The 16,688-nt window shown below is 60.4% G+C and carries 17 protein-coding genes; 7 read left to right on the top strand and 10 right to left on the bottom strand.

Going from position 1 to position 16,688, the window contains the following annotated elements:
• Positions 1-170: 170 nt before the first annotated feature.
• The 6 genes from ATC00_RS24250 to ATC00_RS24225 form a co-directional block, all read right to left on the bottom strand.
• Positions 171-887 carry a winged helix-turn-helix transcriptional regulator gene (locus ATC00_RS24250; protein WP_064254705.1) on the bottom strand — a complete coding sequence of 239 codons (717 nt, stop codon included), beginning with the start codon at positions 885-887 and terminating at the stop codon, positions 171-173.
• Positions 888-1,488: 601 nt separating this feature from the next.
• Positions 1,489-2,187 (bottom strand): winged helix-turn-helix transcriptional regulator, encoded by a 699-nt coding sequence (locus ATC00_RS24245; RefSeq protein ID WP_064254704.1) that lies wholly within the window; start codon positions 2,185-2,187, stop codon positions 1,489-1,491.
• A gap of 12 nt (positions 2,188-2,199) precedes the next feature.
• Positions 2,200-2,976, bottom strand: coding sequence for an SDR family oxidoreductase (locus tag ATC00_RS24240; protein WP_064254703.1), 777 nt, complete (start codon positions 2,974-2,976; stop codon positions 2,200-2,202).
• Positions 2,973-4,685 carry an acetolactate synthase catalytic subunit gene (locus ATC00_RS24235; protein WP_064254702.1) on the bottom strand — a complete coding sequence of 571 codons (1,713 nt, stop codon included), beginning with the start codon at positions 4,683-4,685 and terminating at the stop codon, positions 2,973-2,975. Before ATC00_RS24235 ends, ATC00_RS24240 begins: the two co-directional genes overlap by 4 nt.
• Entirely contained in the window at positions 4,682-6,043 is a 1,362-nt protein-coding gene (locus tag ATC00_RS24230) for an aspartate aminotransferase family protein (RefSeq protein WP_064254701.1), read from the bottom strand. Before ATC00_RS24230 ends, ATC00_RS24235 begins: the two co-directional genes overlap by 4 nt.
• A 101-nt stretch (positions 6,044-6,144) precedes the next feature.
• Positions 6,145-6,843 carry a GntR family transcriptional regulator gene (locus tag ATC00_RS24225; protein WP_064254700.1) on the bottom strand — a complete coding sequence of 233 codons (699 nt, stop codon included), beginning with the start codon at positions 6,841-6,843 and terminating at the stop codon, positions 6,145-6,147.
• 277 nt (positions 6,844-7,120) lie between these two features.
• Here ATC00_RS24225 and ATC00_RS24220 point away from each other — a divergent pair, with 277 nt between their 5' ends.
• From ATC00_RS24220 to ATC00_RS24200, 5 genes are all read left to right on the top strand, one after another.
• Positions 7,121-8,239, top strand: a complete 1,119-nt coding sequence (locus ATC00_RS24220) for an ABC transporter ATP-binding protein (RefSeq protein ID WP_064254699.1) — start codon at positions 7,121-7,123, stop codon at positions 8,237-8,239.
• Positions 8,236-9,126, top strand: a complete 891-nt coding sequence (locus tag ATC00_RS24215; protein ID WP_064254698.1) for an ABC transporter permease — start codon at positions 8,236-8,238, stop codon at positions 9,124-9,126. Before ATC00_RS24220 ends, ATC00_RS24215 begins: the two co-directional genes overlap by 4 nt.
• Entirely contained in the window at positions 9,116-9,985 is an 870-nt protein-coding gene (locus ATC00_RS24210; RefSeq protein ID WP_064254697.1) for an ABC transporter permease, read from the top strand. The genes ATC00_RS24215 and ATC00_RS24210 overlap by 11 nt, the downstream gene beginning before the upstream one ends.
• A gap of 29 nt (positions 9,986-10,014) precedes the next feature.
• The gene (locus ATC00_RS24205; protein WP_064254696.1) at positions 10,015-11,088 is read left to right on the top strand and encodes an ABC transporter substrate-binding protein; all 1,074 of its coding nucleotides are present in this window, start codon (positions 10,015-10,017) and stop codon (positions 11,086-11,088) included.
• A 369-nt stretch (positions 11,089-11,457) separates the two neighbouring features.
• Positions 11,458-11,757 (top strand): DUF982 domain-containing protein, encoded by a 300-nt coding sequence (locus ATC00_RS24200; protein ID WP_234782415.1) that lies wholly within the window; start codon positions 11,458-11,460, stop codon positions 11,755-11,757.
• Between the two features lie 209 nt (positions 11,758-11,966).
• Here the strand turns inward: ATC00_RS24200 and ATC00_RS24195 are convergent, their stop codons facing one another.
• The 3 genes from ATC00_RS24195 to ATC00_RS24185 form a co-directional block, all read right to left on the bottom strand.
• A complete protein-coding gene (locus tag ATC00_RS24195; RefSeq protein WP_234782414.1) occupies positions 11,967-12,341 on the bottom strand; it encodes an NADH dehydrogenase ubiquinone Fe-S protein 4 in 375 nt (124 codons plus the stop codon).
• A gap of 46 nt (positions 12,342-12,387) precedes the next feature.
• Complete coding sequence (locus ATC00_RS24190) at positions 12,388-12,897, bottom strand: Hsp20/alpha crystallin family protein (RefSeq protein ID WP_064254693.1); 510 nt, start codon at positions 12,895-12,897, stop codon at positions 12,388-12,390.
• A 101-nt stretch (positions 12,898-12,998) separates the two neighbouring features.
• Positions 12,999-13,460, bottom strand: a complete 462-nt coding sequence (locus ATC00_RS24185; RefSeq protein WP_064254692.1) for an Hsp20 family protein — start codon at positions 13,458-13,460, stop codon at positions 12,999-13,001.
• A gap of 331 nt (positions 13,461-13,791) precedes the next feature.
• On the opposite strand from ATC00_RS24185, the gene groES reads away from it, so the two are divergent.
• Entirely contained in the window at positions 13,792-14,106 is a 315-nt protein-coding gene (gene groES / locus ATC00_RS24180; RefSeq protein ID WP_064254691.1) for a co-chaperone GroES, read from the top strand.
• A 29-nt stretch (positions 14,107-14,135) separates the two neighbouring features.
• Entirely contained in the window at positions 14,136-15,764 is a 1,629-nt protein-coding gene (gene groL / locus ATC00_RS24175) for a chaperonin GroEL (protein WP_064254690.1), read from the top strand.
• A gap of 528 nt (positions 15,765-16,292) precedes the next feature.
• On the opposite strand, the gene ATC00_RS31630 is transcribed toward groL, so the two are convergent.
• Positions 16,293-16,592, bottom strand: a complete 300-nt coding sequence (locus ATC00_RS31630) for a DUF982 domain-containing protein (protein ID WP_072642916.1) — start codon at positions 16,590-16,592, stop codon at positions 16,293-16,295.
• Positions 16,593-16,688: the final 96 nt, after the last annotated feature.

Raw genomic sequence — 16,688 nt, 5'->3', positions numbered from 1 at the left:
CCTTGAACATGAACAATCGAGAGGTCTATTTCATTTGCAGCCAAAATCAACAAAGTATATGCAAATTATTTCAAAGCATTGTTTTGCAAATCTGGCGATGATGTGTCGCACATTAAACTTTATTGTTATGCATTGCAAAACAAACACGAGGATTGTGAACACGCTCCAAGTCAACCCGATCTTTCGTCCACTTCGATGGCATAGCCCGCGGCCCGGACCGTACGAATTAAAGTGCGGCCGGTGAGGCGCTCAAGCGATCGGCGCAAGCGGCCGACATGCACATCCACGGTGCGCGGCTGAACGTAGTGATCGGAGGGCCACGCGGCCTCTATCAGTTCCGAGCGCCTGCGTACCCGACCCGGCGCCCTGAGAAAGCACCGCAGCAGATTGAATTCGATCGGGCCGAATCGAGTTTCTTGATCTCCATATCGGACGATACGGCGCCCGGGGTCTATACTCAACGGCCCGAAGGTCCGTGCCTCTTCATCCGCATCGAGCAGCCGGACATCATTCGCGTCGTCTTTTGGAAGAGAACCAAGATAGGCCAACAGCCGCGCCGGCGAGATCGGGCGCACGAAGTTTTCGTCCGCTCCCGCCTTGAGCAATGCCAGATAATCCCCCGACGAAACGACGGCGATCGTCGGGATATGCGCGGTCGTGTCGGAGCCCTTGATCGCCGCACAGGCTCTCAACATCGGGCCAGAATCCTCAGCCGCAATCAAAATGATTGCCGTGACGGGTCTTATCGTGGCCTGGTCCGCCACCTCGCTTTCGCTGACCAGGGTCGTCTGGAACCCTTCCCGTGCGAGGATATATGCGAGCATCACATAGAAATTGGCATCATCAGAGCAAATCAGGACCGAGGGTTTCTTATGCTGAACATTCATCAGTCAACTTGTCCTCGCCGCCGCTTTCATTCCGATCTTTGATGTCACAAAATGTGGAACTAATACCTTCACAATTGGCTTTCAATCCCCGCAATTTTACTGGAACTGCGTATCTTCGTGTTTAGGAAGAGAAAAAATTGCAGTTTGGCCTGTATTTTGTTGCAACATCATATTGAATTTGACGCGACCTGTACCTTTAAAGGAGGGGCAAAGTCGGCGCTTCTCCGCCAACCTATTCGACAGCCGCCCTGATGGCTTTCACTGCCGCCAATTCTCGATCAACACCCAAAGCACCATGTTGAGCTCATGATTGATATCCTCGTCCGTGCCCTTTACGGGGGCTCCGAACTTGATGGCGGCGGCAATCGTCCATGGAAAACCCGCAAAATCACCCCTGATGGCGGTTTACTGCACCACGTAGACAATGCTCCAGAGGTCGCCGTCGGCGCGGCGCGGGGCGACCAGGGATGAAAAGTCGCTCGGGCTAATGGGCGTCGCCGTCAACATGCGCTGCCTCGGCAAAGGCGTCCGGCCGATCTCTGGCTTGGTTTCCGGGGAGCCTTCCCGGTCTTTCCGGGGTCAACAATCGAGCATGCTCGATTTATAATGGCTGATTGGGTCCGTCGAGCGCGTAGCCAACGGATCGCACAGTGCGAATTACGTCTGGTCCAAAACGGTTGAGCGCACGCCTGAGATGGCCGATATGGATATCAACGGTGCGGGGCTCTACTTCGGCTTCGCAGGGCCAGCATGCCGCGATCAGGTCGTCGCGACTGTGCACGATACCGGGCATCCTCATGAGATGCAGAAGCAGCCTGAACTGGAGGGCGGAGAGATACACGGCGTGACCGTTCCGCGTGACCCGAACACTCGGGACGTTTAGCTCAATATCCGCGTGCCTGTAGATCTGCTCGGGCGCCGCGCCTGAACGGCTATATGGCAAGTTTGCTCGAATGCCCTTGAGGAAGGCGAGCAGCCGACTGGGGTCGTAGGGGCTGCATATGACTGCATCGACCGCCGGGGTATTACGGCTGAATTCTTCTCCGGAAGCGTTTGTAAACGCGGCGACGGGGACGCGATCACCGCTCTCTTCCGCGATGCGGAGGCAAAGGCTCGATCCCCACGGGCGAGAATCGGAGCAATCGGCCAGCACAGCCAGCGGCTCTTCGGCCCGGATCGCAGCAAGCAGCTCGCTTTCATGAACGCACAGCCGGACCGGGAAACCTTCGGCCTTGAGAATATGCTCCAGGAGAAGGAAGAGCTCCGGGTCGCCCGTATAAATCAACACATCCGCATGCATATGACCTCCACCTCAGAGCGGCGTATACTCTCCACCGTTGACGTCGATGGTCGCGCCGTTGATGAATGCTGCTTCGTCGGAGGTCAGGAAACCGATGGCGGCCGCGACCTCCTTCGGCTCGCCCATGCGACCCGCCGGAATGCGGGCAACGGCCGCGCGGTTGACCCCGCTGTCGCGCGGCCCTGCCATGTCGGTCGCGATCCTACCGGGCGCCACCACATTCACTGTGATCCCTTGCGCGGCGTGGCGTGCCACAAGCGAACGGGCAAGGCCGGAAAGTGCGGCTTTCGAAGCCACATACGCGGCGCCGGCAATCCTGGGCATGGCGCGCCCGGCGATGGAGCCGACGAAAACGATCCTGCCAAAATGGGCTTCGACCATACCCGGCAACGCCGACTGGCAGCACAGCATTGTTCCGGTCAGGTTGACGGAAAGAACGGTGTTCCATTCCTCGAGCGTGATCTCCTGGAATGGACCGGAGCCATCTGGCCCCTTCGGCGAGATTCCGGCGTTGCACACCAAGATCTCGGCCTTGCCCCAACACTGATCCAGTTCCTGAAAAAAAGCCGTTATCTGCGCCGTCACGGCCAGATCGACGACCCGCGCGAACACGCGCTCGGCGCCGAACTCCCGCGACAAGACCCCGGCGGCATTTTCGACATTGACAGGTCTCTGACCGAAGACGGCGACCCGGCACCCACGTTCAAGCAGGTGTCGGGCCGTCGCCAGCCCTATTCCCGAAGTGCCGCCGGTCACGACGGCAACCCTTGGTGTGGCATGGCTCCTCATGCCGCTTCGTCCATTCTGGCGAAGAGCGAGAGCGGAGGGTGCGCCGCGGGATCGGTCATCACTTCGATGAGAAGCGGCCCCTCTTCCATGCCGCGCTGCAAATGATAGGCAAGTTCGCTCGGATCGTCGACTCGAACTGCCGGGCAGCCGCAGGCCTCCGCCAATTTCGCGTGGTCGACCTCGGCGAAATGGCATGCCGACGTGTAGCTGCCGAACTTCACCGTCTCCGCATCGCGTTGGAAACCCAGAACGCCATTGTTGAGAACGACGATGGTGACAGGAAGCTTCATCCGGACCATTGTCTCGAGCTCCGCCCAGCTGTGCGCGAAGCCGCCGTCGCCGACGATGGCGACGACCGGCTTGTCCGGCCGGGCGACTTTGGCGCCAATAGCAAGCGGCACGCCCCAGCCAAGCCCCGCCAGGCCGCGCGGCGTAACAAAGCGCGTCCCGCTCGTCGGCGCCCGCAGCTGGCCCAATACCCACATAGACGAGTAGCTCGCGTCGGCGACGACCGTAACGTCGTCGGTCAGCAGGTCCTGAAGCTCCGCCATCACCCGCTCCGGACGGATTGGGCGCGAGCGCGATGTCGCCACCTCATACCGGTCAAGCTCGAACCGTTTCCAGTATGCGGCGATTGATTCCTCCACCCGCAAGCGATCCGCATGCCTCCGCGTGAGGTCAATCCGGGTGAGCGCCGCTCGCAGCGCCGCAAGCGTTTCCCGTGCATCGCCGACGAGCCGGACCGATTCGTAATTGCGCCCAATCTCCACCGGATCGACATCGATGTGCACGATCGTCGCGCCGCAGGGAATCTGGCGCCAATTGTCGGTGCCGTTCTGGTTGGTCCGAGTTCCGACCAGAAGGACGAGATCCGCGGCCTCGACCAAGGCGGACGAGTGGCGTCCGAGCGAGCGTGGGCCAACCAGCGAGCCGAGCACGCCGGCCGACAGCGGATGGTATTCGTCAACCGCTCCCTTACCCATGTTCGTGGTGAAGACCGGCAGGCTTGCGTCCTGCTGTAGGCCCGCAAGCTCCGCCGCGGCGCCGCCGCAATGAACGCCTCCGCCGGCGATGACGATCGGAGCTTTCGCCGCGGCGATGAGAGAGGCGACCTCTGCCAGTGCAGCATCCGAGGGTCGGACGCGGTCCAGCGGCCAATGGCCTAGGTTCCTTGAGCGCGCGGCTGCCGGCGCTTGCACCTCGGCACGAAGAAGGTCGGCAGGCAGCAGCAGAGCTGCCGGTCCGGCCCGGCCGGACGTTGCGGCCGTGAACGCGGCATCTATATAGTCGTCGATGCGTTCCGCGACAGTGACGCGCCGCACCCACTTGGTGGAGGACTGGAAGAGCGCGACCTGATCGAGGTCCTGGAAGGCGTTCCGGTCCGTCTGATTGCGCTCGACATCCTGGACGATTGCGACGATCGGCACGCTGGCTTTCAGCGCCTCGGCCAGCGGCGGCACAAGCAAGGTTGCGGCCGGACCGTTTTGCGCGGCGACGACACCGACCTTGTGGGAGACCCGCGCGTATCCGTCCGCCATCGCGCCACCCATGTTCTCCTGCCTGTAAGCAATCTGGCGAATGCCGATTGCTTCCGCCGCCAGGATCACCGCCGATGGGAGGCTTTGGGCGAAAATGAATTCAACCTCGTGACGGCGAAGAGTCTTGGCGATACGCTGCGCAACGGTTTCGATGGGATTCTGCGTCGTCATTGCGCGCGCTCCTTTCCAGATTGGGTTTCGGCCTCAAGAAATTCGTCGAATGCACTGAGGATGAGGTCGATGTCGCTGTCGACCATGGCCGTCGAGAGGCAGGCCGCGGCGCCATAGGGGAGCAGGATGCCCTTTTCCAGGAAATGGCGGCTCATTCCTCGCATGAGGGACGTCGCTTCGGCGCCCAGATAGGCATCGCGGTACTCGCGCGGCACGACGCGCTTCGGGTGGATCCGGAAGAGCGAGGTGGCGCCGGTCACCGAAAACGACGCATCGCGCTTTGCGATGCTGGCCCTCAAGCCGCTGCGCAGTCTATTCCCCATCGCCTCCAGGCGCTCGAAGGCGTGGGGCGTCATTGCCGCCATCGCCGCCCGGCCGGCCGCCATCGAAACCGGATTGGCCGAAAAGGTGCCGCCTTGGGACAGCAACGGTCTTGCGTCTGCGGTGCCGAACACACGCATTACCTCCTCGCGGCCGCCGATGGCGCCGATCGGAAAGCCGCCTCCGATGATTTTGCCGGCCGTGACCAGATCGGGGTTCAGGCCATAGCGTGCCGAGGCTCCGGCATAGCCTTGCCGAAGATTGAGCACCTCGTCGGCGATGATCAAGATTCCGTGCTTGCGTGCCGTTTGCGACAACGCCTTGACGAAATCAGGTTCCGGATGCATCAGGCCTGCCCGGCTGGGCATCGGATCGATCAGTACACAGGCGATCCTGTCGCTTGCCGCGCTCAGGCGTGCTTGGAGACCGTCGATGTCGTTGAAGCGCAGAAGGTGCACCTCTTTCGCCACGCTCGGCGGCGTGCCCCGATAGGCCGGAGTCGCGACAGGCGCCGGCTCCCAACCATCTTTGTCTGGTGCAACACCCTGCCCGGCTTCTGCCCAATCATAGGCGCCGTGATAGGCGCCTTCGATCCGCGCGATCGCGGGCCTGCCGGTGAAGGCGCGCGCCGCCTTGATAGCAAACATTACCGCTTCCGTTCCACTGTTGACGAAGCGGACCCGCTCCATTGCGGGAATGCGGGCCGTCAGCAGTTCCGCAAGCGCGATTTCATGTTCCGTCGGATTGGCGAAACAGGTTCCCGAGTGCAGTAGATCGACGACAGCCTCAGCGACCGGCGCGAAGCCGTGCCCATGAATGAGCGTGGTGAAGTTGTTATTCAGATCGAGGTAGCGGCTCCCATCGACATCGATGAGATAGGCCCCCTCGCCCCGCTGGAGATAGATCGGAAACGGATCCCTCTCCACCGTGGCGCGGGTGGTTCCATCCGGGAACACGGCCTTGGCGCGGTTGAATAAATGCTTGGACCTACTGCGGGCAGACGCCTGCCGCAGCCTGTTTGTTGCTTGAACGAGCATAGTTCCGGCTTCCTGAAGTGAAAAACGACCGCTCGCTTTGCACGAGCTTCACAATTTTGTTGCAACAAAAACGCAGCCCGTCAAGTCCATGCAACAAAATCTTACGCCGAAGTGCCAGCACCCCTCTCCAGGTTGGCGCGCTTCAGCCGGCGATATCCATCGCGAATATCATTCTCCATTGCCGCCCTGAGGCTCGCCGCGTCGCGCTCCCCGAGAGCCTCCATGGCTATCTCGTGGTTGCGAACGCCGTATTTCTCCTCGGCAAACTCTGGGTAGAGATTGTGCAAGGAGGGACCGATCCTCAGCCACAGGGTTTCGATCATCGAAACGAGCTGAGGAAGGCCCGAGAGGCGATAAATCGTAAAGTGAAATTCCTTGTTGTGCCACAAAGCCTCGGCATAGCGCTTTTCGTCGAGGGCGGAATTAATTAGCCCCTGCAAGGATTTTAGTTCCTCAACATTGGCAGGCGCGCCGTTCTGGGCGGCTTGCTCCGAAGCGAGCCCCTCGAGCGCTAGGCGGGTGAGCGTTATTTCTCGAAGAGCGCTCGCATCGAGAACCGGAACGACGACCGTCTTTGGACCAGCGTAAATGAGGGCGCCCTCGCTCGTCAGCCGATTGATCGCGTCGCGCGCGGGCGTTGTGCTGACGTCGAGATCCCGGGCAACGGCACGCACCGTCAACTTGTGGCTCGGCCTATAGACGCCACGGATGATGCGCTCCTTCATTTCTCGATAGGCGGCATCCCCCAGCCTTTCTGGAGCCCTCTCAAATTCTGGCGCTTCGTTCAAATTGCCCCCCATTTCACTCTCTCGATCAGTTGACACTATGAATTTTTGATGCAACAAAAATGAAGTGTGAAGGTTCTGCAAAGTTTTTGTCGCATCAACGGCTAATAGCAGCTTTCGCATACGCCGTCACGCGGACCGACAAGCGGCCCGTGAGACACCAGAGCCTCTGCAATAAGCACATCGTCCTGACTCGTCCCCGCGTCGGAAGAGGCTTTCATTGCGGCCAGAAACCGGCCGTATCCAGGGGAAAGACGCCGAAGAGCGTCAGCAGCTGAAAGGAAACGCGAAATTGATCGGTCAGTCTCTGTCCCTTGGGGGACTTCAAAAGCGATATGGCGAAGCCATTGCGGTTCGCGAGCTGTCGCTCGAGATCGCAGCCGGGGAATTTGTCTCCCTCTTGGGGCCTTCCGGCTCCGGCAAGACGACAGCCTTGACGATGATAGCCGGCTTCGAGGCGCCGAGCACCGGCAGGATCGCCATCGGCGGCCGGGACGTAACCCTCCTTGCGCCCAATCACCGGAACATCGGAATGGTGTTCCAAAAGTACGCGCTCTTTCCGCACCTGACGATCCACCAGAACATCGCATTCCCGCTCAGGATGCGCGGGCGAATGCAGAAGACGGCGATATCGCGGCGCGTCGACGAGATGCTGGAACTCGTGCAGCTCTCCGGCTACGCAGAGCGCTATCCCAACCAGCTTTCGGGGGGCCAACAGCAACGCGTCGCCGTCGCGCGCGCACTTGCCTTCGAGCCGCCCGTCCTCCTGATGGACGAACCACTTGGCGCGCTCGACAAGAAATTGCGGGAGGCGATGCAGTTCGAGATCAAACGGCTTCAGGAGCGGCTTGGCGCCACCGTCGTCTACGTAACCCATGATCAGGACGAAGCGCTGACGATGTCGGACCGCGTCGCTATCATGTCCGATGGTCGCCTGGTGCAGTTCGGCACGCCGACGGAACTCTACCGGCAGCCGAACACTGAGTTCGTCGCGGACTTCATCGGCCGGATGAATTTCCTCCATGGCGACTGCCTCGATTGCACGGCTGAGCAGACGGTCGTACGCCTATCCGAGAGTACGGTGCTTAAACTCCGTTCCCACGCGAACGAGCGCACCCGCAAATATGATGCCGGAACGGCTCTGCGTGTGGCAATCCGTCCGGAACGGATGCGTCTTGCGAAGCGCGGCGATGGCGGGGCCGACGCGCTGCCGGGCGTTGTCGACGCCGCCGTGTTCTTCGGCTCGACGTACATCTTTCTCGTCCGCCTTGCCGATCGTCCGGCAGCAAGCCTACAGGTAGAGGTCCCCGCCGACGGCGTGATTCCATACCAAAGGGACGACGCGGTGGATATCGTCCTCGACGGAGCAGCCGGGCACGTTTTTCCGGTGACCGAGAGGTGCGCAGCATGACGCGCTCACTCGCATCACTCTCATCTTCGCCGTCATTCCGCCGGTCGAGTTCCGCACGCTTCTATTCGCCAAACGCCTCCTTGGCGTTGGTCACGCCGCTCATCGCGGCCCTGCTCGCCGGGTTCCTGTATCCGGTGGCGCGGCTGATCGCGCTGAGCTTTTCCGGGGGAACGCTCAGCCATTATCGGCGTATTTTCGCCGAACCGCTTCATCTCGACGTTCTCTTCAGCACGATCGAGGTTGCGTTTGTGGTGACAGTTGCAAGCCTGCTGTTGGGGTTCCCGGTCGCCTATCTCATGGCACGGCTGAGCAGGGGCCTGGCGATGGCGGTCGCCGCCTGCGTCTTCATCCCGTTGTGGACCTCCGTCCTCGTCCGCTCCTATGCATGGGTCGTCCTTCTCCAACGCAACGGCATCATCAACAAGCTGCTGATCGACACGGGCGTGACCGAATGGCCGCTGAAGCTGATCTACACTGAAGGCGCTGTCATCCTCGCCATGACACATGTGCTAATGCCCTTCATGATCCTGCCGATTTATTCGGCATTGCGCGCCCTGCCCCCCGATTACGTGCGAGCCGCCCGCAATCTCGGCGCCGGTCCTATCCGGGCCTTCGTCGCCGTAACTCTGCCGCTCAGCCTGCCTGGCGTCTTTGCCGGCAGCATCATGTGCTTTGTGCTGGCGCTCGGCTTCTACATCACACCGGCGCTGGTCGGCGGACCCGGCTCGATGCTGATGGCGACGCTCATCGGCCAGCAGACAACGGTCCTGCTCGATTGGCCGTTCGCGGCGGCGCTTTCGACCGTGCTCCTCGCCGTTACGCTCCTTTTTGTTCTGCTGTTCCGCAGAATGCTATCGCTCAGCAAGGGATTGAACAGTGTCTATTGATCATGCTCGGGTGACGGCCCGATTTCCCACGCTCAAGGATGTTTTCGCCTCCCCTACCATTCGCTCCTATTCGACGGCTGTGGCCATCGTTGTAGCCGGTATCGGGATTGGAGGTATCCTCTTCTTCCTACTGCTGCCAACGCTGATTGTCCTGCCTATGTCGCTCAGCGAAACCCACTACATCGAGTTCCCGCCTCAGGGCCTGACGTTCAAATGGTACAGCGCCTATTTCGATGATCCGGACTGGATGGCGGCAACGTGGTTCAGTCTCAAGATCGCCATGGCGACAACCGCGACAGCGACGGTCGCGGGTACTATGGCCGCTATCGCGATTGTACGAGGATCTCTTCCGTTCAGATCCACATTGCAGGCGCTCACGCTTGGACCGATGATCGTGCCACACATCATCCTCGGTGTGGCGCTCTACCTCGCCTTCTCGCCACTGCAACTCACCGGCAGTTTTTTTGGATTCCTGGTCGCCCATACCGTTCTGGCAGTGCCTTACGTGATCATCACCGTCACCGCGTCGCTGCAGCGCTTCGATCCGACGCTCGAACTGGCGGCGTTGAGCTGCGGGGCGAACAGGCTGCAGGCGTTCTTCCTGGTCGTACTGCCGAACATCGTGCCCGGTGTCGCAGCCGCGGCCGTGTTCGCCTTTCTCGCCTCATTCGATGAAGCGACCGTTGCGTTCTTCATCTCCGACATCGGGGGCAAATCGCTCGGCCGTAAGATGTTCGAAGACATCGACTTCAACCTGACGCCGGTCATTGCCGCGGTCTCCACCGTCCTCGTCGCCACGTCCCTCCTGCTAATGGGCGCGGTTCATCTCATGAACGCCCGCAAATCCCGCTCTTATTGAAGACGAACTGCAAACGAAGGGAATCTATCATGACCTCTCTCCTTTCCCGCTCCACAACAGTCCTGAAGGCGACCATCGCTGGATTGCTGTCATTGATGGCCTTGTCGCTTCCGACGTTCGCCGCCGAACGAGTGATCATCGCGTCGACGGGCGGCGCCTATGACAAGGCGCTACAAGCGGCCTGGTTCGATCCATTCACCAAGGCGACGGGAATCGAAGTGGTCACGGTCGCAGCGACCAACGCCGAAATGCGCGCCAAGGCCGCGGCGATGGTGAAAACCGGAAACGTCAGTTGGGATCTTTATCTCGACGGCGAGATCCAGGCCGCGTCCAAGGCGCACCGGGAGGTCACCGAGGATTTGACGGACTTCTGCCGCCAATTTGCGGGTCGCGAAGATCTCAGCGCCAATGCCTGCTCGGCCGGCGGGGCGCTGCTTCAGTCGACGGCCACGCTGCTGGCCTACAGGATCGGGGAGGCTGGGGAGCCCGTTCCCGAGACCTGGGCCGACATGTGGGACACTGAGAAGTTCCCGGGAGAGCGGGCCTTCCCGAACTTTGACGATCCCTGGCGCGTGATGGCCGCCGCGCTGCTCGCCGACGGCGTCAAGCGCGATGAACTGTTTCCGCTCGACATCGATCGCGCGCTGGCCAAGCTCGAGCAGATCAGGCCTTCCGTCTCGCTGTGGTGGAAGACGGGCGATCAGAGCGTGCAAGGGTTTCGCAATCGCGAGTATTCGCTGGGGCAGATCTGGTTGACACGGGCGAAGGCGATGCACAATGAGGGACTGCCGATCGCCTGGTCCTACAACGCCTCATTTCTCGTTGGCGACCGCATAGCGCTGCTAAAGGGCGCGCCGCACCGTGAGAATGCGCTGAAGCTGATGGCTTTTTGGCTGAACTCTCCGCAGGCCCAGGCCAAGGCATGCGAGGTTCTGTCCTGCACGCCCCCGAGCAGCGAGGCAATCGCTATGATGTCGGATGAGGCGCGCAAGACGATGCCGCAGGGTGACGACGTTCGGGATTACGTCATCATTCCCGATGCGGAGTGGATCAACGCCAATGCCGCGATGATGCTGCAGCGCTGGAACGAGTGGATTCGATGATTGCCCGCCTGCCCGTGTGCATGGAGGCGAGGCGCGGCGTGCCGCGCCTCCGCCCGGGAAAATCGTCTGAAGGTAAAATCTGATGCTCGATTCGAGCCAAGCGCGCGCTTTGGAGCGAACCGAGGCTTACGCAAGCACCACGTAAGTCCTCGTTTGCTCCAAAAGCAGTCGCTCGACAGTTTCTGATCAGCGGCCGGGAGCGACCCATAGCGGCCGCCTGCCGGTCACGTATGGAGTGTCTGGTGATGGCGCGCGAACTAGACCTCCTTTCCGGGCCTGGCGGCTCTGAAAGACTTGAAATCCGCCATTTCGACGCCGATATTTTCGTCGCTTCTTTTTCATCCGGCGTGAATGCGAAAGGAGGACATCATGCTCAACCCGGAATTGGTTTGGATGACGCCCGTGACCGTCCGCATGAAGGACGGGGCTTCCCAGGTCTTTGCTTCTGTCAACGACGCGCTCGATTTCCTCGAGGGGGATTGGGTGGATCGAGGCAGCAAATACAACCGAGCCGTTCAAACGTGTCGTCGCGCTCTAAACCGAATGACGCCAGTGGCTATCGCGCGCGAAGCCTTCGTAGACTTCTGCCGTGATGCAGGCATGTCGACGGACACGGATGCAATGTTTGCGCCGAAGACCGGAGCCGGCGGTCAGCACTCGCTCGCCTAGGATGGCGAGAAAAGGGGCACTCTTGGTGCCCCGATGCGTATTCGCGCGGCCACGTACCAATTCTTTGTGTTTCCAGCCTTCGTAGGATCCAAGAGTACCGTCCACCGCTGCAGCGGCGGACGGTTCCGGATTGATGATGGGAACCGAACATTCGCAGCCAAGAACGGTACAGCGCTTCGGCCAAAGCCATTTACCGCTCCCCCTAAACACTAGCGGCTTCTGTCATCCAGGACGATGTAGTTCAGTTTCTGTCGTTCGGCGTAGGCAATCGCAGCATCGCGAGACGGGAAGCGCAGCTCGAGCTGAGCTAGCGTGTCGCTCCCTCCGGTATAGCCCATGAAATAATCGATCGTCGGCGGGACTCTCCGTTCGAACACCAGCAGCCAAGGTCGCCTTGAGACGCGCGCTGACGTCATCACGGAACGTGACGGGCGAAAGATGCGTGCTACCGGGTCAATGTTTGGTTTTAACCGGTCCTTATCAGCCGCGGGATGCTGGCTGTCGCTGACCTGCTCTGCGAACTTCCGGGCAGCGCTACCAGATATTCCCTGTCGGAGTTCCGTCATGACTTCGGTTGTCGTCACCAGACTAGCCGGCCGGGCAATCGACCCGGCCGGCGGGGCGGCGGCACTATTTGGCCTTATCGATGCTGATGCGCTTGACGTTGGCTCGCGCCTTCTCGGTCTTAGGCAGTGTCACCGAGAGCAGGCCGTTCCTGAACGTTGCGGCGACCTTATTCTCATCGACCTGGCCACCAAGAGCCAGCCGCCGTTCGAAGCGCCCGTAGTAGCGCTCCGTGAACCGGCGGCCCTTGTCCTCGGTTTCCGATTTCTTCTCGCCGCGAAGCGTTAGCACACCATCGTCCAGCAGCACCTCGACGTCATCTGGATCGATACCGGGAACCTCCGCTGTCACGCGGATCTCGTTGTCGTTCTCCTCGATCTCCACTGTCGGCCACGAGCCATTGAAGGACGTCGCACCACCAAACAACGAGGGCTGGCCAAAACCGCGGAATACGTCGTCAAACAGCCGGTTTACATTGCGGTGCAGCGACAGGAACGGATCCATGTCATCGCCGCGAAAGGCGCTTGGAACCTGGCTGCTGCTACGATTCCAGGGGATCAGGTCACGTACATTCATGGCTTCATCCTTTCTTCCGTTTCGTTCACTCCTTTTTTTGCGCTTCTCTCCCGGCCCTCGCCTGTTCGAAAACAGCCGAGGTTCGAGCGGCGCGAGCCGGTTTAGGCTGCCTTGTCGCCTTCGATCTGCTTCGAAGCGGGCTTGGTCGCTTCGGTTTGGATGGTGATCCGACGCGACTTCATCTCCTCAGGGATCTCCTTCCTGAGATTGATGACAAGCAACCCGTTTTCGAGCTTTGCGCCCTCGACAAGGACATGATCGGCGAGTTCGAATTTGCGCGCGAACGGCCGAACAGCAAGGCCCTGATGCAGGTACTGGACCTCCTCATCCTTGGACTTGGCGCCGTTGACCACGAGCATGTTCGCCTCGTGGGTGATTGTCAGGTCGTCTTCGGCAAAACCTGCGACCGCGATTTCGATGCGGTAGGCATCTTCGCCGAGTTTGACGATGTTGTAAGGCGGCCAGTTTTCAGCGTTCAGACTGGCGTTTTCCAGCAGATCGAACATGCGATCGAAGCCGATGCTCGACCTGTAGAAGGGGGTAAAGTCGAGGCTTGTTCTCATAGCTACATCCTCCGTAGAGCAACATAGATACGAGGAAGCGCCAAGAAGCTTGGCGCTCCCTGACCAAGCCGACCCCAATGGGCGTCGGCAGAAATGAGTTGGGGATCCCACCGCGTTACGTCAAGGGGGGAGCGGGAAGACCATATAAATTCATGGGATTAGCACTCGCATGGATCGAGTGCTAAAAAATTGCGCCGCCCTCTTGAAACTCGAAAAATCAGAAACCAGATCGATTGGCGCGATGCCAAAACATCGTGCGTCCCGCGTCGGATCGAGCCGGATGCGGCGCGGAGGAGCTTCTAAAAATCTGTTTGTCCACGAGGTGAGCGACATGACGTTCCGTCCCCTGCATGACCGCATCCTGGTCCGCCGCATTGAAGCCGAGGAAAAGACGGCCGGCGGCATCATCATCCCCGACACGGCGAAGGAAAAGCCGCAGGAAGGCGAGGTCATCGCCGTCGGCCCGGGCGCACGCGATGACAGCGGCAAGCTCGTCGAGCTCGACGTCAAAGCCGGCGATCGCATCCTGTTCGGTAAATGGTCTGGCACAGAAATCAAGCTCGATGGTGAGGAGCTTCTGATCATGAAGGAATCCGACGTCATGGGCGTGATTGAGAACGAAGCCTCGGCGAAGAAGGCCGCCTGAGAGCCGGGCCAATTGGAGGAGTAGAAAAAATGGCTGCCAAGGAAGTGAGATTCCATACCGAAGCCCGCGAGAAGATGCTTCGCGGCGTCGACATTCTCGCCAATGCGGTGAAGGTGACGTTGGGCCCGAAGGGTCGCAATGTGGTGCTCGACAAATCGTTCGGCGCTCCACGGATCACCAAGGACGGCGTCACCGTCGCCAAGGAGATCGAGCTTGAGGACAAGTTCGAGAACATGGGCGCCCAGATGGTGCGCGAAGTGGCGTCAAAGACCAGTGACATCGCCGGCGACGGCACCACGACGGCAACGGTTCTCGCCCAGGCGATCGTCAAGGAGGGAGCGAAAGCCGTGGCCTCGGGAATGAACCCGATGGACCTCAAGCGTGGCGTCGACAAGGCGGTGGAGGCTGTGGTCGAGGAGCTGCGGAGGAACGCCCGCAAAGTCACCAGAAACGATGAGATCGCCCAGGTCGGCACCATCTCGGCCAATGGCGACACGGAGATTGGCCGCTTCCTCGCAGAAGCGATGGAAAAGGTCGGCAACGAAGGAGTGATCACCGTCGAAGAAGCCAAGACCGCGGTCACGGAGCTCGAAGTCGTCGAGGGCATGCAGTTCGACCGCGGTTACCTCTCGCCCTATTTCGTGACCAATCCCGAGAAGATGCGCGTCGAGCTGGAGGAGCCCTATGTGCTTATCCACGAGAAGAAGCTGTCCAATCTGCAGGCGCTGCTTCCGGTTCTCGAATCTGTCGTTCAATCCGGCAAACCGCTGCTGATTATCGCCGAGGACGTCGAGGGTGAAGCGCTCGCCACGCTCGTCGTCAACAAGCTGCGTGGCGGCCTGAAGGTGGCTGCCGTGAAAGCGCCTGGTTTTGGCGACCGTCGTAAGGCCATGCTCGAAGACATCGCCATCCTGACGGGCGGAACGGCAATCTCCGAGGACCTCGGCATCAAGCTTGAGAACGTCACGCTCGAGATGCTCGGCCGCGCCAAGAAGGTGGTTGTCGAAAAGGAAAACACGACGATTGTCGACGGCGCTGGTTCGAAGACGGAAATTCAGGGCCGCGTCGCCCAGATCAAGGCGCAGATCGAGGAAACCACCTCGGATTACGATCGCGAGAAGTTGCAGGAGCGTCTCGCCAAGCTCGCCGGCGGTGTTGCCGTGATCCGCGTCGGTGGCTCGACCGAGGTCGAAGTCAAGGAACGCAAGGACCGCGTCGACGACGCGATGCATGCAACCCGGGCGGCCGTCGAGGAGGGCGTGCTGCCCGGCGGCGGTGTCGCGTTGCTTCGAGCCGTCGAGGCCCTGGACGGCGTTCAGACCGAGAACCCCGACCAGAGGCATGGCATCGAGATCGTGCGCCGTGCGATCGAAGCGCCGGTGCGCCAGATCGCCGAAAATGCGGGTGCCGAAGGTTCGATCATCGTCGGTAAGCTACGCGAGAAATCCGACATTGGCTATGGCTGGAACGCCCAGACCAACGAGTTCGGTGACCTTTACGAGCAAGGTGTGATCGATCCGGTCAAGGTCGTCCGCACCGCGTTGCAGGACGCCGCCTCGGTCGCCGGGCTGCTGATTACCACCGAGGCAATGGTCGCCGAGAAGCCGAAGAAGGAGGCGCCGGTTCCGCCGATGCCGCCTGGAGGCATGGACTTCTGACGGAAGCATGGGTCCGCGCCCGACGGGCGCGGACCCGTGAACGAATGGTTTCGCCCTCAACGGGTGAAGCGTTCGAACATCGGTTTGGAGCAGGGTGGCAGGAGCCCGAGATCGGCTCCAAGTAGGCTGGACCGAGGCCGTCAGCCCGCTCCGAAGGAGGATCTGAAGAAATCGGGGAAAAAAATGACCACGCGGCGACACGACAAGCCAAGCGCGAGTGATGGTATCGGGAGGAGACTCCGTTGGGACTTTCGTCGCGCAGAACGGCGGCATTCCCAACCAGATGACGGACAAGCTCACCTGCTACTGCGCCGCGCGTCTTATCAGACGCGCAAAGGTCGCTGCAGCACTTTGAATTGCTGCATGTCTCCTTAAATCGAGGTCGATCTAAGGAGACATGCAGTAGATTTCGAAGACCATAGACGCCGAGCGTAAGAGAGCCGGCGGCGAAAGAAGTCGTTTGAGCGAAGTCCTCGGGAACGTCTTTTGATGCGTAAGGATGTGGTCAGGAATTCACGCTAGTTTCTGTCAGTACCGCCGACGCGCAGAAGTGCCCTTAAGCAGAGCCGGTGTGTGACTGCCACGGGTCTCCGCAAATGGCATCGATGCCTCTATACAGGCATCGATAAATGATAGCCTTGCCACCTCGGCTGTTTGAAGCCTCGACAACGCCGCACGGCAATCTCTGACTGCTTGGTAGTAACGTCTTCCATGGTTCGGCCACTCGTGTTCGAGGAAGTCGAGGGCGTCATACGGGCCACAGAACCGTCGCTCTATGCCGTTTTGAAGTCTTACCGAAATGGCTATGCGCCAGGGGATCTCCTTCATTGAGACCTCCCTTCTATGAACCTGCTATCCAACCAGGAGGCGCACATGTCGTTCCACCGCCCGAGCCTTTGGTCCGATTTCGTACGCAGGACGAGC

Source organism: Sinorhizobium americanum, from assembly GCF_001651855.1.
GTDB lineage: Bacteria > Pseudomonadota > Alphaproteobacteria > Rhizobiales > Rhizobiaceae > Sinorhizobium > Sinorhizobium americanum.
The sequence above is the reverse complement of the archived record's forward strand: the minus strand, read 5'-3'. Positions and strand labels throughout refer to the sequence as shown.

Excerpts from the sequence above, each read along its gene's own strand:
- groL (WP_064254690.1), top strand. The coding sequence starts at position 14,136 with ATGGCTGCCAAGGAAGTGAGATTCCATACCGAAGCCCGCGAGAAGATG.
- ATC00_RS24225 (WP_064254700.1), bottom strand. The coding sequence starts at position 6,843 with ATGGGGGGCAATTTGAACGAAGCGCCAGAATTTGAGAGGGCTCCAGAA.
- ATC00_RS24240 (WP_064254703.1), bottom strand. The coding sequence starts at position 2,976 with ATGAGGAGCCATGCCACACCAAGGGTTGCCGTCGTGACCGGCGGCACT.
- ATC00_RS24215 (WP_064254698.1), top strand. The coding sequence starts at position 8,236 with ATGACGCGCTCACTCGCATCACTCTCATCTTCGCCGTCATTCCGCCGG.
- ATC00_RS24250 (WP_064254705.1), bottom strand. The coding sequence starts at position 887 with ATGAATGTTCAGCATAAGAAACCCTCGGTCCTGATTTGCTCTGATGAT.
- groES (WP_064254691.1), top strand. The coding sequence starts at position 13,792 with ATGACGTTCCGTCCCCTGCATGACCGCATCCTGGTCCGCCGCATTGAA.
- ATC00_RS24230 (WP_064254701.1), bottom strand. The coding sequence starts at position 6,043 with ATGCTCGTTCAAGCAACAAACAGGCTGCGGCAGGCGTCTGCCCGCAGT.
- ATC00_RS24185 (WP_064254692.1), bottom strand. The coding sequence starts at position 13,460 with ATGAGAACAAGCCTCGACTTTACCCCCTTCTACAGGTCGAGCATCGGC.
- ATC00_RS24245 (WP_064254704.1), bottom strand. The coding sequence starts at position 2,187 with ATGCATGCGGATGTGTTGATTTATACGGGCGACCCGGAGCTCTTCCTT.
- ATC00_RS24190 (WP_064254693.1), bottom strand. The coding sequence starts at position 12,897 with ATGAATGTACGTGACCTGATCCCCTGGAATCGTAGCAGCAGCCAGGTT.
- ATC00_RS24200 (WP_234782415.1), top strand. The coding sequence starts at position 11,458 with ATGCTCAACCCGGAATTGGTTTGGATGACGCCCGTGACCGTCCGCATG.
- ATC00_RS31630 (WP_072642916.1), bottom strand. The coding sequence starts at position 16,592 with ATGAAGGAGATCCCCTGGCGCATAGCCATTTCGGTAAGACTTCAAAAC.
- ATC00_RS24235 (WP_064254702.1), bottom strand. The coding sequence starts at position 4,685 with ATGACGACGCAGAATCCCATCGAAACCGTTGCGCAGCGTATCGCCAAG.
- ATC00_RS24205 (WP_064254696.1), top strand. The coding sequence starts at position 10,015 with ATGACCTCTCTCCTTTCCCGCTCCACAACAGTCCTGAAGGCGACCATC.